Annotated in this window: 14 protein-coding genes; 7 read left to right on the forward strand and 7 right to left on the reverse strand. The window is 64.2% G+C overall.

Going from position 1 to position 18383, the window contains the following annotated elements:
- Positions 1-50: 50 nt before the first annotated feature.
- Both DJ563_RS19830 and rimK read left to right on the forward strand, forming a co-directional pair.
- Entirely contained in the window at positions 51-533 is a 483-nt protein-coding gene (locus DJ563_RS19830) for an ATP-dependent zinc protease family protein (protein WP_047582975.1), read from the forward strand.
- On the forward strand, positions 530-1435 hold the full coding sequence (rimK, locus tag DJ563_RS19835) for a 30S ribosomal protein S6--L-glutamate ligase (protein WP_012316721.1): 906 nt from the start codon (positions 530-532) through the stop codon (positions 1433-1435). The genes DJ563_RS19830 and rimK overlap by 4 nt, the downstream gene beginning before the upstream one ends.
- Positions 1436-1548: 113 nt before the next feature.
- Here rimK and DJ563_RS19840 read toward each other — a convergent pair whose 3' ends face one another.
- Together DJ563_RS19840 and ompR are read right to left on the reverse strand one after the other, a co-directional pair.
- Positions 1549-2862 carry an ATP-binding protein gene (locus tag DJ563_RS19840; RefSeq protein ID WP_033703234.1) on the reverse strand — a complete coding sequence of 438 codons (1314 nt, stop codon included), beginning with the start codon at positions 2860-2862 and terminating at the stop codon, positions 1549-1551.
- 13 nt (positions 2863-2875) lie between these two features.
- Positions 2876-3616, reverse strand: coding sequence for an osmolarity response regulator transcription factor OmpR (gene ompR, locus DJ563_RS19845; RefSeq protein ID WP_027595187.1), 741 nt, complete (start codon positions 3614-3616; stop codon positions 2876-2878).
- 227 nt (positions 3617-3843) lie between these two features.
- On the opposite strand from ompR, the gene DJ563_RS19850 reads away from it, so the two are divergent.
- The 5 genes from DJ563_RS19850 to DJ563_RS19870 all read left to right on the forward strand — a co-directional run bounded on the left by DJ563_RS19850 (position 3844) and on the right by DJ563_RS19870 (position 14179).
- The gene (locus tag DJ563_RS19850) at positions 3844-6168 is read left to right on the forward strand and encodes a Tex family protein (protein ID WP_033703236.1); all 2325 of its coding nucleotides are present in this window, start codon (positions 3844-3846) and stop codon (positions 6166-6168) included.
- Positions 6168-6551, forward strand: a complete 384-nt coding sequence (locus DJ563_RS19855; RefSeq protein ID WP_186660445.1) for a PaaI family thioesterase — start codon at positions 6168-6170, stop codon at positions 6549-6551. Before DJ563_RS19850 ends, DJ563_RS19855 begins: the two co-directional genes overlap by 1 nt.
- A gap of 153 nt (positions 6552-6704) precedes the next feature.
- Complete coding sequence (gene gshA, locus DJ563_RS19860) at positions 6705-8282, forward strand: glutamate--cysteine ligase (RefSeq protein ID WP_274099762.1); 1578 nt, start codon at positions 6705-6707, stop codon at positions 8280-8282.
- Positions 8282-8917, forward strand: a complete 636-nt coding sequence (locus DJ563_RS19865) for a TetR/AcrR family transcriptional regulator (protein WP_274099761.1) — start codon at positions 8282-8284, stop codon at positions 8915-8917. Before gshA ends, DJ563_RS19865 begins: the two co-directional genes overlap by 1 nt.
- Positions 8918-9004: 87 nt before the next feature.
- Entirely contained in the window at positions 9005-14179 is a 5175-nt protein-coding gene (locus DJ563_RS19870; RefSeq protein ID WP_434518223.1) for a dermonecrotic toxin domain-containing protein, read from the forward strand.
- A gap of 78 nt (positions 14180-14257) precedes the next feature.
- On the opposite strand, the gene DJ563_RS19875 is transcribed toward DJ563_RS19870, so the two are convergent.
- From DJ563_RS19875 to DJ563_RS19895, 5 genes are read right to left on the reverse strand one after another with little or no spacing between them, the layout of a single operon-like run.
- Positions 14258-14473 (reverse strand): TOBE domain-containing protein, encoded by a 216-nt coding sequence (locus DJ563_RS19875; RefSeq protein ID WP_008095172.1) that lies wholly within the window; start codon positions 14471-14473, stop codon positions 14258-14260.
- A 44-nt stretch (positions 14474-14517) separates the two neighbouring features.
- Positions 14518-15330: an aliphatic sulfonates ABC transporter ATP-binding protein gene (gene ssuB, locus DJ563_RS19880; RefSeq protein WP_186660451.1), complete on the reverse strand. Its 813-nt coding sequence runs from the start codon at positions 15328-15330 to the stop codon at positions 14518-14520.
- Positions 15327-16124 carry an aliphatic sulfonate ABC transporter permease SsuC gene (gene ssuC / locus DJ563_RS19885; protein ID WP_033703241.1) on the reverse strand — a complete coding sequence of 266 codons (798 nt, stop codon included), beginning with the start codon at positions 16122-16124 and terminating at the stop codon, positions 15327-15329. The genes ssuB and ssuC overlap by 4 nt, the downstream gene beginning before the upstream one ends.
- Before the next feature lie 10 nt (positions 16125-16134).
- Positions 16135-17283 carry an FMNH2-dependent alkanesulfonate monooxygenase gene (gene ssuD / locus DJ563_RS19890; protein WP_186665181.1) on the reverse strand — a complete coding sequence of 383 codons (1149 nt, stop codon included), beginning with the start codon at positions 17281-17283 and terminating at the stop codon, positions 16135-16137.
- Positions 17284-17343: 60 nt separating this feature from the next.
- Positions 17344-18309, reverse strand: a complete 966-nt coding sequence (locus DJ563_RS19895; RefSeq protein ID WP_274099759.1) for a sulfonate ABC transporter substrate-binding protein — start codon at positions 18307-18309, stop codon at positions 17344-17346.
- Between the last annotated feature and the right edge of the window lie 74 nt (positions 18310-18383).

Consider the following 18383-nt stretch of genomic DNA (forward strand, 5'->3'; position numbering starts at 1 on the left):
AAGTCCACGCCGTGCTTACAGTTCACCACCTTATCCCCTGGGTGCGCTTCGTGAAGACATTTGACCATTTGACTGTGATCGGCCTGCGCGAGTGGGTGGCCCTGCCCGACCTCGGGCTGGCCGGGCTGCGCGCCAAGATCGACACCGGGGCCAGCACCTCCAGCCTGCACGCCACCGAGGTGGAGCCGTTCGAGCGTGACGGCCAGCCGTGGGTCCGTTTTACCGCGCACCTGGGCTCGGTGGTGCAGTTGCGCCACCGCCGTTGCGAAGCTCCGCTGGTGACCATGAAAACCATCAAGAGCTCCAACGGCCATGCCCAGGCCCGTTATGTGATCCGCACTTCGCTGGCATTGGGCGATGCTGTATGGGAAGTGGAGTTCACCCTGGCTTGCCGCAAGGACATGCGCTACCGCCTGCTGCTCGGCTCCAAGGCACTTATTCACGGCCAGCTGGTGGTCAACCCTGGCCTGAAGTACGTACAAGACAAACCGGCCTTTCCGGCCACCCTTTCCCCTGTCACAGGTGCTGCATGAAGATCGCTGTGCTGTCGCGCAATCCGCGTCTGTATTCCACCCGCCGCCTGGTCGAAGCCGGTACCCAGCGTGGCCACGAAATGGTGGTGATCGATACCCTGCGGGCCTACATGAACATCGCCAGCCACAAGCCGCAGATCCACTACCGTGGCAAGCCGCTGGAAGGCTTCGATGCGGTAATCCCGCGCATCGGTGCCTCGGTCACCTTTTACGGGTGCGCGGTATTGCGCCAGTTCGAAATGATGGGCGTGTACCCGCTCAACGAGTCGGTGGCCATCGCCCGCTCGCGCGACAAGCTGCGCTCGCTGCAGTTGCTGTCGCGGCGCGGCATCGGCCTGCCGATCACCGGCTTCGCCCACTCGCCTGACGACATCCCGGACTTGATCCAGATGGTCAATGGCGCCCCCCTGGTGATCAAGGTGCTCGAAGGCACCCAAGGCATCGGCGTGGTGCTGTGCGAGACAACCCAGGCGGCCGAGTCGGTGATCGAAGCCTTCATGGGCCTGAAGCAGAACATCATGGTGCAGGAATACATCAAGGAGGCCGGCGGTGCCGACATTCGCTGCTTCGTGGTGGGCGACAAGGTGATTGCCTCGATGAAGCGTCAGGCCAAGCCTGGGGAGTTTCGCTCCAACCTGCACCGGGGTGGGGTCGCCAGCTTGATCAAGATCACCCCGGAAGAACGGATTACCGCGATTCGTGCGGCCAAGGTGATGGGGTTGAGCGTGGCGGGGGTAGATATTCTGCGTTCCAACCACGGGCCGCTGGTGATGGAGGTGAACTCATCGCCGGGGCTGGAGGGGATCGAGGTGACCACAGGCAAGAACGTGGCGGGGATGATCATCGAGCATCTGGAGAAGAACGGCGGGCCGAACCAGACGCGGACCAAGGGCAAGGGCTGAGATTCGGGGCTGCTTTGCAGCCCATCGCGACACAAGGCCGCTCCTACAGGGGATCGCGTAACCCTTGTAGGAGCGGCCTTGTGTCGCGATGGGCCGCAAAGCGGCCCCGGCAATCACACGGCATTACGCGGCAGCAAAAGCCCCAACGGCAACCTCACCCGCGCCTCGATCCCGCCACCGGACCGATTGCGCAGCTCGACATTGCCACCATGCTGGGCCGCGATTCGCTTGACGATCGCCAGGCCCAACCCTGTGCCCTTGCCACCCCGGGCGCGGTCCCCACGAATGAACGGGTTGAAGATGGTCTCCAGCTCCGACTCGTCGATCCCCGTGCCCCGGTCCAGCACGCTGAGCACCACGTAAGGCGCACTCTCGTCGCCCGACACATAAGCGGCCACTTCGACCCCTTTGCCGGCATGGTGCAAGGCGTTGCCGATCAGGTTGCCCAGCATGCGCTTGAGCGAAACCCGGCGCAGGGGGAACGGCGGTATCGGCTCAAGGCACAGGCGTACCCGCTCGTGCGGCTGGTTGTACGGGGCCACCACTTCGCGCACCAGATCGGCCAGGTCGACCTCCTCCACCGGCTCGTCACGGCCATCGCGGATGAACGCCAGGAACTGGTCGAGAATCGCGTCCATGTCCTCGATGTCGCGGACCATGTCATCGCTCAAGTCGTTGTCGCTGTCCAACAGCGAAAGCGACAGGCGCAGCCGCGTCAGCGGTGTGCGCAGGTCGTGGGAAACCCCTGCCAGCATCAGCTCACGCTCACGCCCTGCCTGCTCGACATCCTCGGCCATCTGGTTGAACGCGCGGTACACCTCGGTCATTTCGCTGGGTGTGTCGCTGATCGGCAAGCGCACGCTGCGCCCCTGGCCCAGTTGCCGGGCGGCGAACACCAGGCGCTTGAGCGGCTGGTTCAGCTGGCGTACGAAAATCCAGGCCGACGCGGTGGACAGCAGGCCGATGGCCAGGAACCAGCCGAGCACGTTCCAGATCTTCTGCCCACGCAGCGGATGCGGGTACAACGGCACCTTGAGCCAGCCAGGGCCGAGGCTCGGCGCATTGACCCACAACGCCGGTGGCGCGTGGATGCGCAGGCGTACCTCGGTGTCTTCGCCCAGCTCGGCCTGCATCTGCCGCTGGTAGATCTCGCTGTAAGGCCAGTGTTGCTCGCCTTCGGGTACTCCAGAGCCGGTCACCCGGATCAGCCCTGCGGCTTCGGCGATCTTGTCGCGGTTCTCTTCATCGGCAGCCCAATAGGCGCGCAAGGTCAGTGCCACACCATGGCTGTACTGACGGTCGACCAGCACATCCTCGTTCATCAGCAGATAAACGAGGGTCAGCGCCTTGGAAAACAGGACGACGATCAGCACCAGCCACAGCGTGCGGGCGAAGAAACTCTGCGGAAACCACAGCGGCGTTTTCATCGACGGCGAGGCATCATTTGCCGGCGTTTCCGTCTGGTACGAAGACGTAGCCCACGCCCCAGACTGTCTGGATATAACGTGGCTTGGACGGGTCCGGCTCGATCATGCGGCGCAGGCGCGAGATCTGGACGTCGATGGAGCGCTCCAGGGCGTCCCATTCACGGCCACGGGCCAGGTTCATCAGCTTGTCGCGGGTCAGCGGCTCACGCGCGTGCATGACCAGCGCCTTGAGCACGGCGAACTCACCGGTGGTGAGCATGTGCACTTCATCGCCGCGTTTGAGCTCGCGGGTAGCCAGGGACAGCTCGTAATCACCAAAAGTGACCGATTCGTCCTCACTGCCCGGGGCGCCGGGCACGCTCGGCGCCTGGCGGCGCAGCACGGCTTTGACACGGGCCATCAGCTCGTCGGGGTTGAACGGCTTGCCCAGGTAATCGTCGGCGCCCAGCTCCAGCCCCTTGATGCGGCTGAGCTCGTCGCCCTTGGCGGTGAGCATGATGATCGGGATCTGGTTGTTCGACTGGCGCAGGCGCTTGCACGCCGACAGGCCGTCCTCGCCAGGCAGCATCAGGTCGAGCACGACCAGGTTGAATACCTCACGCGACAGTAGGCGGTCCATCTGCTCGGTATTGGGCACCGCGCGGGCACGGTAGCCCTTGCTGGTGAAGAAACGTTCCAGCAGGCTGCTCAGCCCGGGATCGTCGTCGACGATGAGAATCTTGTCACCTTCAGCGGTGTTTGCAGTGCCGGTCATGAATAACTCCTCTGGTATCGCCGCGCATTATGGCGTAGCCATTGCAACGCGTGCCGTGAGCATTGTTAGCAGATTTTTCCCCCAGCGCCAGTTCCGGGCCTCTCGGGCTGGCTTGGCGCCATCACCGCAAGCCGATCACGATGGGTATAATGCGCGGCTTTCATCCAGCGCCGTCAGGCTCCAAGCCCGCGCGCGGCCCCCGTATTCACAATTGTCAGGTGGTTTACATGGACAGCATCAACAGCCGTATCGCCGAGGAACTGGGCGTACGCCCACAACAGGTCGAAGCGGCCGTGGGCCTGTTGGACGAAGGCTCGACCGTGCCCTTCATCGCCCGTTACCGCAAGGAAGTGACCGGCAGCCTGGACGATACCCAGCTGCGCCACCTGGAAGAGCGCCTGCGCTACCTGCGCGAACTCGACGAGCGCCGCGCCAGCATCCTCTCCAGCATCGAGGAACAGGGCAAACTGACCCCGGAGCTGGCCCGCGAGATCAAGCTGGCCGACACCAAGACCCGCCTCGAAGACCTCTACCTGCCGTACAAGCAAAAGCGCCGCACCAAGGGCCAGATCGCCCTGGAAGCCGGCCTCGGCGAGCTGGCCGACGGCCTGTTCAATGACCCGCAGCTGGCCCCGGAAACCGAAGCGGCACGCTTCGTAGACGCCGAAAAAGGCGTGGCCGATGTCAAGGCGGCCCTGGAGGGCGCCAAATACATCTTGATGGAGCGCTTCGCCGAAGACGCCGCCCTGCTCGACAAGCTGCGCAACTTCCTCAAGCAGGAGGCGGTGCTCAGCGCCCGCGTGGTGGCCGGCAAGGAAGAAGAAGGCGCCAAGTTCCGCGACTACTTCGCCCATGACGAACTGCTGCGCAGCGCCCCGTCGCACCGTGCCCTGGCGATTTTCCGCGGGCGCAACGAAGGCATCCTCAGCGCCTCGCTGAAGGTCGGCGAAGAACTGCCCGGCACCCTGCACCCCTGCGAAGTCATGATCGGCGGCCACTTCGGCCTGGAAAACCGCAGCCGCCCGGCCGACAAGTGGCTGGCCGAGGTGGTGCGCTGGACCTGGAAGGTCAAGCTGTACACCCACCTGGAAACCGACCTGTTCGGTGAGCTGCGCGACAACGCCGAGGGTGAGGCGATCAACGTCTTCGCCCACAACCTGCACGACCTGTTGCTGGCCGCCCCGGCCGGGCCGCGCGCCACCCTGGGCCTGGACCCGGGCCTGCGCACCGGCTGCAAGATCGCCGTGGTCGATGCCACCGGCAAGCTGCTGGACACCGCCACCGTCTACCCGCACGCACCGCGAAACGACTGGGACCGCACCCTCTCCGTGCTGGCCGCCCTGTGCGCCAAGCACTCGGTGGAACTGGTCGCCATCGGCAACGGCACCGCCAGCCGCGAGAGCGACAAGCTGGTCGCCGAACTGGTCAAGAAATACCCGGCCCTGAAGGTCACCAAGGTGATGGTCTCCGAGGCTGGCGCTTCGGTGTACTCGGCCTCGGAACTGGCCGCCCGCGAATTCCCGGACCTGGACGTGTCGATCCGCGGCGCTGTTTCCATCGCCCGCCGCCTGCAGGACCCGTTGGCCGAACTGGTGAAGATCGACCCGAAATCCATCGGCGTCGGCCAGTACCAGCATGACGTGTCCCAGCTCAAGCTGGCCCGCGGCCTGGACGCGGTGGTCGAGGATTGCGTGAACGCCGTGGGGGTGGACGTCAATACCGCCTCGGTGGCGCTGCTGACCCGTATCTCGGGCCTCAACGCAACCCTGGCGCAGAACATCGTCGCGCACCGAGACGCCAACGGCCCGTTCGCCACCCGCGCAGCGCTGAAAAAGGTCAGCCGCCTGGGTGAAAAAACCTTCGAACAGGCCGCCGGCTTCCTTCGTGTAATGAACGGTGACAACCCGCTCGACGCCTCTGCAGTGCACCCGGAAGCCTACCCGCTGGTGCAGCGCATCGCCGCCGGCACCGACCGCGATATCCGCTCGCTGATCGGCGACAGCAGCTTCCTCAAGCGCCTCGACCCGAAGAAGTTCACCGACGAGACCTTCGGCCTGCCGACCGTCACCGACATTCTCCAGGAGCTGGACAAGCCCGGCCGCGACCCACGCCCAGAGTTCAAGACCGCCACCTTCCAGGACGGCGTCGAAGACCTCAAGGACCTGGAGCCCGGCATGATCCTCGAAGGCGTGGTCACCAACGTCACCAACTTCGGCGCCTTCGTCGACATTGGCGTGCATCAGGACGGCCTGGTGCACATCTCGGCGCTGTCGGAAAAGTTCGTCAAGGACCCGCGTGAAGCGGTCAAGGCCGGCGACGTGGTCAAGGTCAAGGTCATGGAAGTGGATATCCCGCGCAAGCGTGTCGGCCTGTCCATGCGCATGGGCGATACCCCCGGCGAGAAGGTCGAAGGCAACCGGGGTGGCGGCCGTGGCAACGGTGGCAATCGCCAGCAGCAGGCACCACGCCCGCGTGAAACCACCACCGCAGCCCCGGCCAACAATGCCATGGCCTCGTTGTTCGCCAACGCCAAGCAACTGAAGAAGAAGTGATGGACGTCCCGCGCGAATACGTCGAAAGCGCCTTCAGCCAGTTGCTCGGCTGCCGCCTGCAACGCCTGGACACAGGCGTTGCCGAAGTGGCCCTGGCGCTTGCGCCGCAATTGCGCAACAGGGGGCAGAAACTGCACGGTGGGGCGATCTTCAGCCTGGTGGACATCGCCATGGGCCTGGCCTGCTCGGCCAGCCATGGCTTCGACCAGCAAAGCGTCACCATCGAATGCAAGATCAACTACATGCGCGCCGTCAGCGACGGCGAGGTCGTGTGCAGCGCCCGCGTCCTGCACGCCGGGCGGCGCACGCTGGTGGTCGACGCCGACGTAGTCCAAGGCGACAAACTGGTGGCCAAAGCACAAGGAACCTTCGCGGTTCTCTAGCTCACCAAGCACTATCTGCGGTATTTTCAGCAGTGCGCTGGCACTGCTGGAACCGCGTAAACCAGGCGACAACGCCAGTTCCTTTCTCCCTACCCTTGTAGACCGTTATCTCCACCCCCATATTGGGGCGACTGACGCGTGAAGGAATCCATCTTGAGCGACCTCCTCAACCGCCGCCTGAGCCTGCTCGGCGCCAATCTTCCCCTGCTCAAGCAGTGCCTGCACGGTATTGAGCGAGAATGCCTGCGCGTGACCGATGAAGGTCGCCTGGCCCAGACCCCGCACCCGGAAGCGTTGGGTTCGGCGCTGACCAATGAGCAGATCACCACCGATTATTCCGAGTCGCTGCTGGAGTTCATCACCCCGGCGCTGGCAGACCCGGCCCAGGTGCTGGAGAACCTCGAAGAGATCCACCGCTTCGTCTACACCAAGCTGGGTGACGAATACCTGTGGAGCCCGTCGATGCCCTGTGCGTTGCCGGCCGAGGAAGACATCCCGATCGCCGAATACGGCAGCTCCAACATCGGCAAGCTCAAGCACGTGTACCGCAAAGGCCTGGCCCTGCGCTACGGCCGCACCATGCAGTGCATCGCGGGCATCCATTACAACTTCTCGTTGCCAGAGACGCTGTGGCCCTTGCTGCGCGCAAGTGAAGGCAGCGAAGAAGACGCGCGCGACTATCAGTCGTCGGCCTACATCGCGCTGATCCGCAACTTCCGCCGCTACAGCTGGCTGCTGATGTACCTGTTCGGCGCCTCGCCGACACTGGACAAAGGCTTCCTGCGTGGCCGCCCGCACCAACTCGAAGAGCTGGACGCCGAAACCCTGTTCCTGCCCTACGCCACCAGCCTGCGCATGAGTGACCTGGGTTACCAGAGCAACGCCCAGGCCGGCCTCACGCCCTGCTACAACAACCTGGCCAGCTACACCGACAGCCTGCGCAAGGCGGTGGGCACGCCCTACCCGCCCTACGTCGAGGTCGGTACGCACGTGGATGGCGAGTGGGTGCAACTGAACACCAACATCCTGCAGATCGAGAACGAGTACTACTCGAACATCCGCCCCAAGCGCGTCACCTACACCGGCGAGCGGCCGATCCAGGCCCTGACCTCCCGTGGCGTGCAGTACGTCGAAGTGCGCTGCCTGGACATCAACCCGTTCCTGCCCGTCGGCATCGACCTGCCCGAGGCGCGTTTCCTCGATGCATTCCTGCTGTTCTGCGCGCTTGAAGAAAGCCCGCAACTGGACAACGGCGAGTGCGGCCAGTGCACCAGCAACTTCCTGACCGTGGTCAAGGAAGGTCGCCGCCCTGGCCTGCAACTGCAGCGCGATGGCCAACCGATCGGTCTGCAGGTGTGGGCCGGCGAACTGATCACGCGCATTCGTGCGCTGGCCGACCTGCTCGACCAGGCACACGGCAGTGACGAGCACGCCAAGGCACTGGATGCCCAACAGGCCAAGGTCGACGACGCTTCGCTGACCCCATCGGCCCAGGTACTGGCGCGCATGACCGAACACGACGAGAGCTTTATCCAGTTCTCGCTGCGCCAGAGCCGCATCCATGCCGAGAGCTTGCGCGAACAGCCGTTGAGCAGCGAACGCCAGCAGGCCTTCGAAACGCTCGCCCGCGAGTCCCTGGCCAAGCAGAGCGAGCTTGAACAGACCGAAGTCGGCGACTTCGACCTGTTCGTCGGTGCCTACCAGGCCAGCATACTGGCGATCAGCAACTGATGAACCGCACCGCCTCCCTGCGCAAGCCACGCGCCAGCAGCCAGGCCAGGATCGAAGCGATCCTGGCGGCGGCTCGCGAACTGCTGGCAGAGCAAGGCGTCGCGGGGCTGTCGATCTACAGCGTTGCCGAGCGGGCACAGATCCCACCTTCGTCGGTGTATCACTTCTTCGCCAGCGTGCCCGCCTTGCTTGAGGCGTTGACTGCCGATGTGCATCGGGCCTTTCGCGAAGCCCTCAGCGCCCCCATCGACAGCGCTGCGTTCAGTACCTGGCACCAACTGTCACGGCTGATCGAGCAGCGCATGCTCGACATCTACAACGAAGACGCCGCAGCGCGCCAACTGATCCTTGCCCAGCATGGCCTGAGCGAAGTGGTGCAGGCTGACCGCCAGCACGACATGGAGCTGGGCGAGCTGATGCACAGGCTGTTCGACCAGCACTTTCAGCTACCGACAATGCCGGCCGATGTGGATGTGTTTGCCTTGGCCATGGAGTTGAGCGATCGGGTGTATGCCCGCTCGATGCAGCTGCATGACCAGATCACCCCGCGTATGGCCGAGGAAGGCATGCGGGTATTCGAAGCGTATCTGGGGCTCTACCTGCCGCCGTTCCTGGGTAAACGCCACACACGCTGATCCAGCAACATGTAACGCAGTTCGCCTTCGGTCGAACGTTGAAATGGGCGCTCCTCTCCAGCACTCAGCCCAACGTGGATCACGACCATGCCTCAATCTTTCGACTTGTCAGCCGACGCCACGCCCATCGGCCTGGACGACTTCGCCAGCCCCTTGCCCCTGCCCACCACCCCCTGGATTATCGCCGGGCGCGGTAATGCCCTCGGCAAGGCCGACCTGCGACGACGCCAGGCGGTCCAGGCATTGAACAGCCTGTTCAACCAGGCGCCGCTGCAGCCTTCGCTCGGGCACGCCAACTACTGGGACGCACGCATGCCCGGGCAATCGATAGCACGCAGGGCCTTTGCCGAGCAGCAGTTGCACGCGCATTTCCAGAGCGCGCTGGAGCTCAACTACGGGTTTGACCGAATCGCAACGAAGGCCTGGAAGCTGGGCCAGCTGGACAGCAACAGCCGGTATGCGCAACTGCACTGGCATCAGCCTGGCATCCCCGTAGGGGCCTGCCCCTGTGCGCTGCTGATCACGCCCGCTGGCGATGACGAGCCCTGGCTGCTGTACCGGCCCGACGGCCACAACCCGGTACGCGCCTTCCACAGCGAAGCGGCCCTGCTGCAGTGGGCCCACGAGCATCGGGACCGCCTGTGGCGCACCCCGGCCGCCGCGCTGGCCAGCGACAGCGACAGCACGTTCATCGCCGTCATCGCGCTCCCGGGTGATGGCTTAGCCGGCCTGCTGAACAGCGTGTTGGACCACTCGCAGTCAGCCGGCCAGGGCATGCAACTGCAGGTCGAGCTGCCCGATGCATTGAGCGAGGAGCTGGCTCGGCTGGTCAGTGCCGATGAAGCGTTGGCGGAGGACGAGGTGCATTTCGATTCGCTCGACGAACGCTTGCCGCACGGCTGGCGCAACCAGCGCATCGACCGCCAGGAACAGCTGTTGGCGGCCTATTTGGGCGACGATGCAGGGCCGGGGTCTGCACGCCTGGTCGCGCTGCAGGCCCAGCAAGCCAGGCTGGACGCCCAGGACAGCACCCTGCAACAACTGCTGGCCACAGTGCCCGAGACGTCCACGGCCGAAACCTGGGGCCAGGCCGTCGGTGAAAGCAGCAGGTTCGAACACCTCAGCCAGCACTTTGCCAACGCCTTGCTACTGGAAGCCGAGTTCCAGCAACGCCTGGGCGACCTGAGCGAGCCACACCTGCAATGGGTTCGCCAACTGGTGGAGCGGCCCATCCCGAGCCTTGAGCGACAGGTCGTACCCTGCGCCCTGAAACTGGTGGTGGGTACTCGCACGTGGGCTTTGACCGGCTTCATCACCCTCAGGGCGATACACCAAGGCACCGCAGATGACGCAGACACCGCATTGCTGCTCTACAAACCCGGGCACGACGGTGGCCTGGCCTGTTACCCGGACCAGGCCCAGCTGGCCGAACGGCTACTGAACACGTTGCAGGGCGCCTGGCCAGAAGTGCTGCTGGACAGCGCCTGGCCGCAGGACATCGATGCGCTCCTTGAGCTGATCGACAGCGGTGAGCACACACCAGCCCTGATCAGCGAACCCATCACCACCCACGCTTTCGATTACCTGGCCTCAACGCACCTGGCCCTGCTGACCCAGGCCGCCCCCTCGTCGCGCCTGCAACTGCGCTGGAAACTGGGCGCCAGCAACAACGCCGCCAGGGCCCAGGCGTTCGAACGGCTGGCCGAGCGTAACCGCACCGCCAACCTGCACACCCGCCTGCATTCACTGAGCCACCTTGATGCGCCCCAGCGCGAGGCACTGGCGGCGCAGTTCGACGCATTGCGCGTCAGCATGCTGGCTGCCAGCGGTTTACTGGCGAGGGACCTGCCTGAACGCGGGGCGTTTTCACGCAGCCTGATGAACAGGCACCTGCGCCAGTCACTCGGCCTGACGACGCTGCCCCAAGTCACCCTGGACATCGCCGACCGCACAGGCAAGCAGCGTATTCCGCTGCCGGAGTCCGGCTTCGCCAATGCCTACAAAGAGGTCACGACGTTCAGTGCCGAACGCAGCCACGTGCCCCTTGAGCAATTCCTGCTGTGGGCATTGGACGACGACCTGACCTTGCGCCTGGGCAACGCCAACATCGGGATCGAACACGCCACGGCGACGCCTGACCTCCAGCAAACGCTCAACCACAGCTACATTGCCAACCTGGTGCAGATCCTGGATGTGGCAGGCGCTTACGAGCAGCAGATACTCGACGCCTTCAAGGGCAGCGCGGGGGAATCCGACTGGCAGGCAGAATGGCGCCAGGAAACGCTCCGCGCGCCCTTCGAGCACCAGTTGAAGATCTTGCTACTGAGCCGACCCGATACCCTGGATGCGCACGGCATGGGTGTATTCGAGCTGTTCTGTCGCGAACAGCAGAGCACCACGCTAACCCGCACCATCGAACACTACGCACTCGACCTGCGGCCCGGCGTAGCTGCGGACGGTAGCAGCGACCATGTTTCGCTTTCAGGCATCTTCCTGCTCAAACCGGCGAGCGGGCCGTGCCTGCTGCTGCTACCCGACGCCCCCAACGGCAAGGTCATCACCCAGTACGAAAACAGCGAGCAGGCATGCCTGGCGCTGGAGGACATGGCCATCGACGAGGCCATGCGCACCTACCTTGCCAGCCGCCCGCTGCAAGGCGACACACGCACGCACCTGTCCTATATCAACCAGGCGCTGCTCAAGCCGTTTACCGGTTTCATCGGCGTTGGCACTGCCCGTTCAGAGCCGATCGCCCAGGTGCGGGCCAACCTGCAAATGGGCCGACTGATCCTCGAACACCGCGCCTCGTCGCGCAGCCAGGTCGACCTGTACCTGGAGAGCGAGTCGATCCGCCACGGGCGGGTATACGACTACCTCAAACTGGCGCTGGGTTTCGTGCCCGGGGTAGGTGCCGCGATTGCCCTCTACGATGGCTGGAGCGCCGCCAACGCGAGCGTGGAGGCATTTCTGCGAGGTGACCCTGGCGAGGGAGTCGAGCACCTGAACAGCGTGTTCATGTCGTTGGTCGATGCGCTCTTCGATGTGGTGCCTGCCGCCGCTGTGTCGCGCTCGTCCACTGCACTTGCACGCACCCGCACCCACCTGCGCCAGCGCCTCGAAGGGTTGCGGCCCACCACCGTGACCCGTCGGGGGCGCACCGACCCCTTCAGCGGTTATGAAACCGAAGCGCCCTCGGGCCACTGGCACGACCACCCCGAGGTTCACGGCAATGGTGTCTACCGACATGCCGAGACCGGCAACGACTTCATCGTCCGCCAGGGGCTGCACTATCAGGTCGAGTGGGATGCTGCCTATCGCACCTGGCGCCTCAAGGGCAGCGCATCCCGCAGCTACAAGCAGCCTGTAAGACTCGACGAGTTGGGCATCTGGCAGCCCCACGGCGCCGTGACTGGGCGTATCGTCGACGGTGGGCTGGCCGGTGGCGGCGCCTACCTCGGCAGGCTGTACCAGCACGGCTGGCAGCACCTGCGCGGCTACCTTGGCCGCCAACCTGCACTGGCATCGCCCAGGCAAGTGGTACAAGAAATCGACAATGCCCGCCGGGCCCACCAAGCCAACCTCATCGAAAAGATCTCGGCCTGGAATACTGCACGCGGGGTCGGCCCCACCGGCCCTCAAGGCACCCCTGCACCCCTAGCGACAATCAGGCGTGCGCTGCAGGCGTCTGCCGAGCAGTTGGAGGCCTTCGTCACGTTTCATGAACAGAGCCTGGAAAAGCTGCACAGGATCAGGCCTGAGCTGGGCCGCCACTACCAAGCCATGCACAACGAGCTGGCCTTCAACCTGGGCAGGCAGCACCCCAAGCTGATCCGACAGCTCAAGCTGCGCATGCAGGATGACTTCACCCTGGCAAAGCAGCTCGAGCGAGCCCTGGACGCTTCCCCCGTCAACGCCATTGAGCAATTGCAGCAGATGCGACGCGTCCAGGCAAACCTATGCCAGACACTCGCCAAGCTAGAAGACGAATTCCATCGAGTGGCCAGGGTCAGCCAGAAGCTGCGCGGCAACGAACTCACTGTCTACCAGCAAACACTCGAAAAACTGCAGATGCCGATGGACCCGAATGGTTACCGGGCCGTGCGGCTTTCCATCGAGGTAGCCGGCATCGTCACGTTACCGAGCCAGCCAAGCTATGACTTCCTGTTGATGCTGCGCCAGGTGAACCGGGAAATCAGCGACCTGCGAAGCCTGTTGTTCAGCCATCACGACCTGCCGAACGCGGGCCTCAGCCGTGCACAGGAGCACCGCTTCCTACGTCAGCTCAAAGACCGCTATCAGCGCTTCGACAACTACATGACCAGTTGGCAGGACGACCTCCCTGACTACGTCTCACCGCAAAGCACTCAGCGAATGCACGAGGCCCTGAGCAAACTGATCGCCGAGATCGAGGCGGGAATTTCTGCCACCGCGCCCATCAGGCGCACACCACCCAGTAACCGTGGGCCAAGCAGGCCTCGCCTGTTCGAAACCGTGGACCAACAGCTGTTGATCGGCCGCGAAATCACCGTCGACGGCCAACCGCAGATGCACGTCAGCAACAGGCTCAGCCAGGAAACACACAGTACCTACACCCGCACCACCAATAGCCTGTGGCAACCAAGCAACGCGCAGCCCGCCACACCCGTAGCCGAACTTTCGGTGCTGGTGGACACCGCCAGGAAGCGCCTAGGCGATGTTGCCAGTCAGCAGACCAAGCTGCAGCAGTACAAGGCACTGAACATGACACCTGCCAGCCTGGAAGACCTGGCCAATGGATATGCCACGACGCTGGCGGACTTGGCACGGGACATCGGCCGCCGCGGTGGGGACGCACTGACCGAGGCGCAGCGCCAGCTCACCGGCAGTCTCGAGCAAGCTGCAGGCGAGCTGCGCAGGGTAGGCAGGCAGTTGCGCATCGATCAGGTCAAAGCCACGCAGCGCCCTGAGCCGGGTCATCTGGATTACCTGCAAAGCCAAGGTGAGGTGCGGATCGGGTGGTCACGGGTGCTGGAGCCGGCCAAGAACAAGCAGGGCCAAGCTATCGAGTATCTGGAGGAGTACCGCATCGACGATGCGGCCACTAATAGCCCTCTGTGGTATGCGCACTTCCACTTCAAGCGCAGGCCAGCACAAGGCTTTGCACGGCTCGAGGCCGGTCACATCAAGCTTGCCCACGAACGCAACCTGGGCGCGGGCGCCTGGCGCGGCGCACTCACGGAAAGCCAGGCCAACAGCCTGTTTGGCGGGTTGCGACCCGCTTAGGGCTAAAGGGTACGGGCCGCCTGGCGGCCCATTCGCGGATCAGGCCCGCGACTGGGTCGCACAGCGCCGCCATTGCCATTACAGCTTGGCGATAGACACTTCGGTGGATTTGACGAACGCAATCACTTCACTGCCTACCTGCAGCTCCAGCTCTTTGACCGAGCGTGTGGTGATCACCGAAGTGACGATGCCGGAAGCGGTCTGTACGTCGATTTCCGACAATACCGGGCCTTCGAGGATTTCTTTCACGGTACCTTTGAACTGGTTGCGGACGTTGATGGCTTTGATAGTCATGGCTTGATTCCTTCTCTTTGGCTTCGGTGAGGTAAGTGGGTCATTCAGTGCGCCCAACGCAGTTGCGTGGGCAAAGGGGCTACAGGGTCCGGCTCGGGCGCAGTGCCCGGTACCGACAGAACACGGTTGAGCACTTCGCTTTCCAGCGCCGCCAGGCGGTGCGAACCCCGCGCCCTTGGCCGAGCCAGGTCAACAGTGAGGTCGAGCCCGACCTCGCCGTCTTCGATCAAAATCACCCGGTCAGCCACGGCAACCGCTTCGCTGACATCGTGGGTAACCAGCAACACGGTAAAACCGTGCTGACGCCAGAGGCGTTCGATCAGTTGCTGCATCTCGATACGGGTCAGCGCATCCAGGGCACCCAGTGGCTCATCGAGCAGCAACAGGCGTGGTTGGTGGATCAGTGCCCGGGCCAGCGCTACACGCTGCTTCTGGCCGCCGGAAAGTGCCGCCGGCCACTCGTTGGCGCGGTCAGCCAGGCCAACCGCCTCCAATGCGTCCAGCGCACGCGGGCGCCAGTTGCCTGACAGGCCCAGGCCGACGTTGTCGATCACCTTCTTCCACGGCAGCAGACGAGCGTCCTGGAACATCAGCCGCGTTTCCTCGCGGGCTTCGGCCAACGGCGCAGCACCGGCCAGCAGTTGACCGGCGCTTGGCTGGTCGAGCCCGGCCAGCAGGCGCAGCAAGGTGCTCTTGCCGCAGCCGCTGCGGCCGACGATGGCGACGAACTGGCCGGCCGGGATGTGCAGGTCGATGCCTTTGAGCACTTCACGCTGGCCAAAGGTCTTGCGCAGGCCGTTGGATGCCAGGGGGATGCCACGCAGCAGGCGTGGCGGCTGTTCCTTGAGCACGGTCATGCGCCCTCCTTCCTGGCAACTTGATAAGCCGGGTGCCAGCGCAGCCAGACACGCTCCAGGCCGCGGGCGGCAAGGTCGGCCAACTTGCCAAGCACGGCGTACAGAACGATGGCCAACACCACCACGTCGGTCTGCAGGAACTCACGGGCGTTCATCGCCAGGTAACCGATACCGGCATTGGCCGAAATGGTTTCTGCCACGATCAGGGTCAGCCACATGAAGCCCAGGGCAAAGCGCACGCCGACCAGAATCGACGGCAGCGCACCGGGCAAAATCACTTGGCGGAACAGGCCGAAACCGGACAGGCCATAGCTGCGCGCCATCTCCACCAGCGCCGGGTCAACGTTGCGGATACCGTGGTAGGTGTTGAGGTAGATCGGGAACAGCGTGCCCAGGGCGACCAGGAAGATTTTTGCCGACTCGTCGATACCGAACCACAGGATCACCAGTGGGATCAGCGCCAGGTGCGGCACGTTGCGGATCATCTGCACCGAGCTGTCGAGCAGGCGTTCGCCCCAGTTCGACAGGCCAGTGATAAAGCCCAGCACCAGGCCGATGCTGCCGCCAATGACGAAACCAAGCCCGGCACGCCAGCCACTGATAGCCAGGTGGGTCCAGATCTCGCCGCTGCGCACCAGCTCGACACCTGCGCTGACCACCGCGCTGGGTGCCGGCAGGATGCGGGTCGACAGCCAGCCCGCGCTGACCGCCAACTGCCAGGCTGCCAGCAGCAGTACCGGCAGGGCCCACGGCGCCAGGCGCTGAGCCAGGGTGGAAGAAGTTGCACGACTCATGGCCCGGCCCTCAGCTCTGCGACACGGACTTGGGCAGGATGTCGTTGGCCACCATCTCGCCGAACGGGCTCACGTAACCACCGGCTTTCGGTTGCTCCGGGCGCTGCACGTCGAGATGCGGGAACAACAGCTCGGCCACGCGGTAGGACTCTTCCAGGTGTGGGTAACCCGAAAAGATGAACGTATCGATGCCCAGCTCGGCGTATTCCTTGACCCGGGCCGCCACGGTCGGGCCATCGCCGACCAACGCAGTACCGGCACCACCACGCACCAGGCCGACACCCGCCCACAGGTTGGGGCTGACTTCGAGGTTGTCGCGGTTGCCGCCATGCAGGGCCGCCATGCGCTGCTGGCCAACCGAATCGAAGCGCGCCAGCGAGGCCTGGGCACGGGCGATGGTGTCATCGTCCAGGTGCGAAATCAGGCGGTCGGCTGCGGCCCAGGCTTCTTCGTTGGTTTCACGCACTATCACGTGCAGGCGGATGCCAAAGCGTACTTCACGGCCTTGAGCGGCAGCCTTTTCGCGCACCTGGGCGATTTTTTCAGCCACGGCGGCAGGTGGCTCGCCCCAGGTCAGGTACAGCTCGACCTGCTCGGCAGCCAAGTCCTGGGCCGCTTCGGACGAACCGCCGAAATACAGCGGCGGGCGTGGTTGCTGAATCGGCGGGTAGAGCAGCTTGGCGCCCTTTACCTGAATGTGCTTGCCGTCGTAATCGACGCTTTCACCTTCCAGTACCTTGCGCCAGATGCGGGTGAACTCGACCGAGGCTTCGTAGCGTTCTTCATGGCTCAGGTGCAGGCCGTCACCGGCCAGTTCGTCCGGGTCGCCCCCGGTCACCAGGTTGAACAGTGCACGGCCATTGGACAGGCGGTCCAGGGTCGCGGCCTGGCGCGCCGCCACGGTCGGCGAAATGATGCCGGGGCGCAGGGCAACCAGGAATTTCAGATGCTGGGTCACTGGAATCAGCGACGCCGCCACCAGCCAGGAATCCTCGCAAGAACGCCCGGTAGGGATCAGCACCCCACCAAAACCAAGGCGGTCGGCAGCTTGGGCAATCTGCTGCAGGTAGCCATGGTCGACTGCGCGCGCGCCGTCAGACGTGCCCAGGTACTTGCCGTCACCGTGGGTCGGGAGGAACCAGAAAATGTTAAGGCTCATTGGAGTTGTCTCCTCAAGGGTGGCTCAAGCCGGAGCGGCGCCCCGGCGCAGGCAAATCAATCAAGGCGCACTGGCGACCTTGGCCGGGGGTGTCCAGATCACGTCCTTGATGCTCAGCGGCTTGGGAATAAGCTTGAGTGCCTGGAACGTGTCGGCGATCTTCTGTTGTGCGGCCACCACCTCAGGGGTGAGCGGCGCGGCGCCGTAGCCTTGGCGCTTGACCGAGGTCAGAGTGATGTCGGCAGGCAGCCCCAGCAGCGGTGCGACCTGGTCGGTGACCTCCTGCGGGTTGGCCTGGGACCACTCGCCCACAGCGCGCACTTGCTCGATCAAGGTGCTGATCACAGCCGGGTGCTGGGTGGCGTAGTCACGGGTGGCGAGGTAGAACTGATGGTTGTCGACCAGGCCCTTGCCGTCACGCAGGGTGCGTGCCTGCAGCTGCTGCTCGGCGGCAGCCTGGTAAGGGTCCCAGATCACCCAGGCATCGACGCTGCCGCGCTCGAACGCAGCACGGGCATCGGCTGGAGGCAGGTAGACCGGTTGGATGTCGCTGTACTTGAGGCCGGCGTCTTCCAGCGCACGCACCAGCAGGTAGTGAACGTTCGAACCCTTGTTAAGCGCGACCTTCTTGCCTTTGAGTTCTTTCACCGACTGGATCGGCGAACCCTTGGGTACCAGGATCGCTTCGCTGTGCGGTGCAGGCGGCTCGTAGGCGACATAGAGCAGGTCGGCACCTGCGGCCTGGGCGAACACGGGCGGTGTTTCGCCGGTGACGCCGAAGTCGATGGAGCCGACGTTCAGCCCTTCAAGCAGCTGCGGGCCACCGGGGAATTCGGTCCATTGCACTTGCACGCCCTGTTCGGCCAGGCGCTTCTCCAGCGTGCCCTTGGCCTTGAGCAGCACCAGGGTGCCGTATTTCTGATAACCGATGCGCAGGCTCTCTGCCTGGGCTTGGGTGATGGCGCCGAAGGACACAGCCGCCGCAAACAGGGCGACCAGACCACGACGCAAGAAGACTGTGCGCATGGCGCTCTCCTGTGCGAATAGGGTTCGGGTTGCACCTGCTTGCCTCGTTGACGGGCGAGTAAGGTGGTACAGCA

Origin of the sequence: Pseudomonas sp. NFX1 (genome assembly GCF_051123555.1) — a bacterium.
In the GTDB taxonomy this organism is placed as follows: Bacteria; Pseudomonadota; Gammaproteobacteria; order Pseudomonadales; family Pseudomonadaceae; genus Aquipseudomonas; species Aquipseudomonas capeferrum.

Coding starts and splice junctions, on each gene's coding strand:
- DJ563_RS19870 (WP_434518223.1), top strand. CDS start 9,005: ATGCCTCAATCTTTCGACTTGTCAGCCGACGCCACGCCCATCGGCCTG.
- rimK (WP_012316721.1), top strand. CDS start 530: ATGAAGATCGCTGTGCTGTCGCGCAATCCGCGTCTGTATTCCACCCGC.
- DJ563_RS19840 (WP_033703234.1), bottom strand. CDS start 2,862: ATGAAAACGCCGCTGTGGTTTCCGCAGAGTTTCTTCGCCCGCACGCTG.
- DJ563_RS19895 (WP_274099759.1), bottom strand. CDS start 18,309: ATGCGCACAGTCTTCTTGCGTCGTGGTCTGGTCGCCCTGTTTGCGGCG.
- DJ563_RS19865 (WP_274099761.1), top strand. CDS start 8,282: ATGAACCGCACCGCCTCCCTGCGCAAGCCACGCGCCAGCAGCCAGGCC.
- ssuD (WP_186665181.1), bottom strand. CDS start 17,283: ATGAGCCTTAACATTTTCTGGTTCCTCCCGACCCACGGTGACGGCAAG.
- ompR (WP_027595187.1), bottom strand. CDS start 3,616: ATGACCGGCACTGCAAACACCGCTGAAGGTGACAAGATTCTCATCGTC.
- DJ563_RS19875 (WP_008095172.1), bottom strand. CDS start 14,473: ATGACTATCAAAGCCATCAACGTCCGCAACCAGTTCAAAGGTACCGTG.
- ssuB (WP_186660451.1), bottom strand. CDS start 15,330: ATGACCGTGCTCAAGGAACAGCCGCCACGCCTGCTGCGTGGCATCCCC.
- DJ563_RS19850 (WP_033703236.1), top strand. CDS start 3,844: ATGGACAGCATCAACAGCCGTATCGCCGAGGAACTGGGCGTACGCCCA.
- ssuC (WP_033703241.1), bottom strand. CDS start 16,124: ATGAGTCGTGCAACTTCTTCCACCCTGGCTCAGCGCCTGGCGCCGTGG.
- DJ563_RS19855 (WP_186660445.1), top strand. CDS start 6,168: ATGGACGTCCCGCGCGAATACGTCGAAAGCGCCTTCAGCCAGTTGCTC.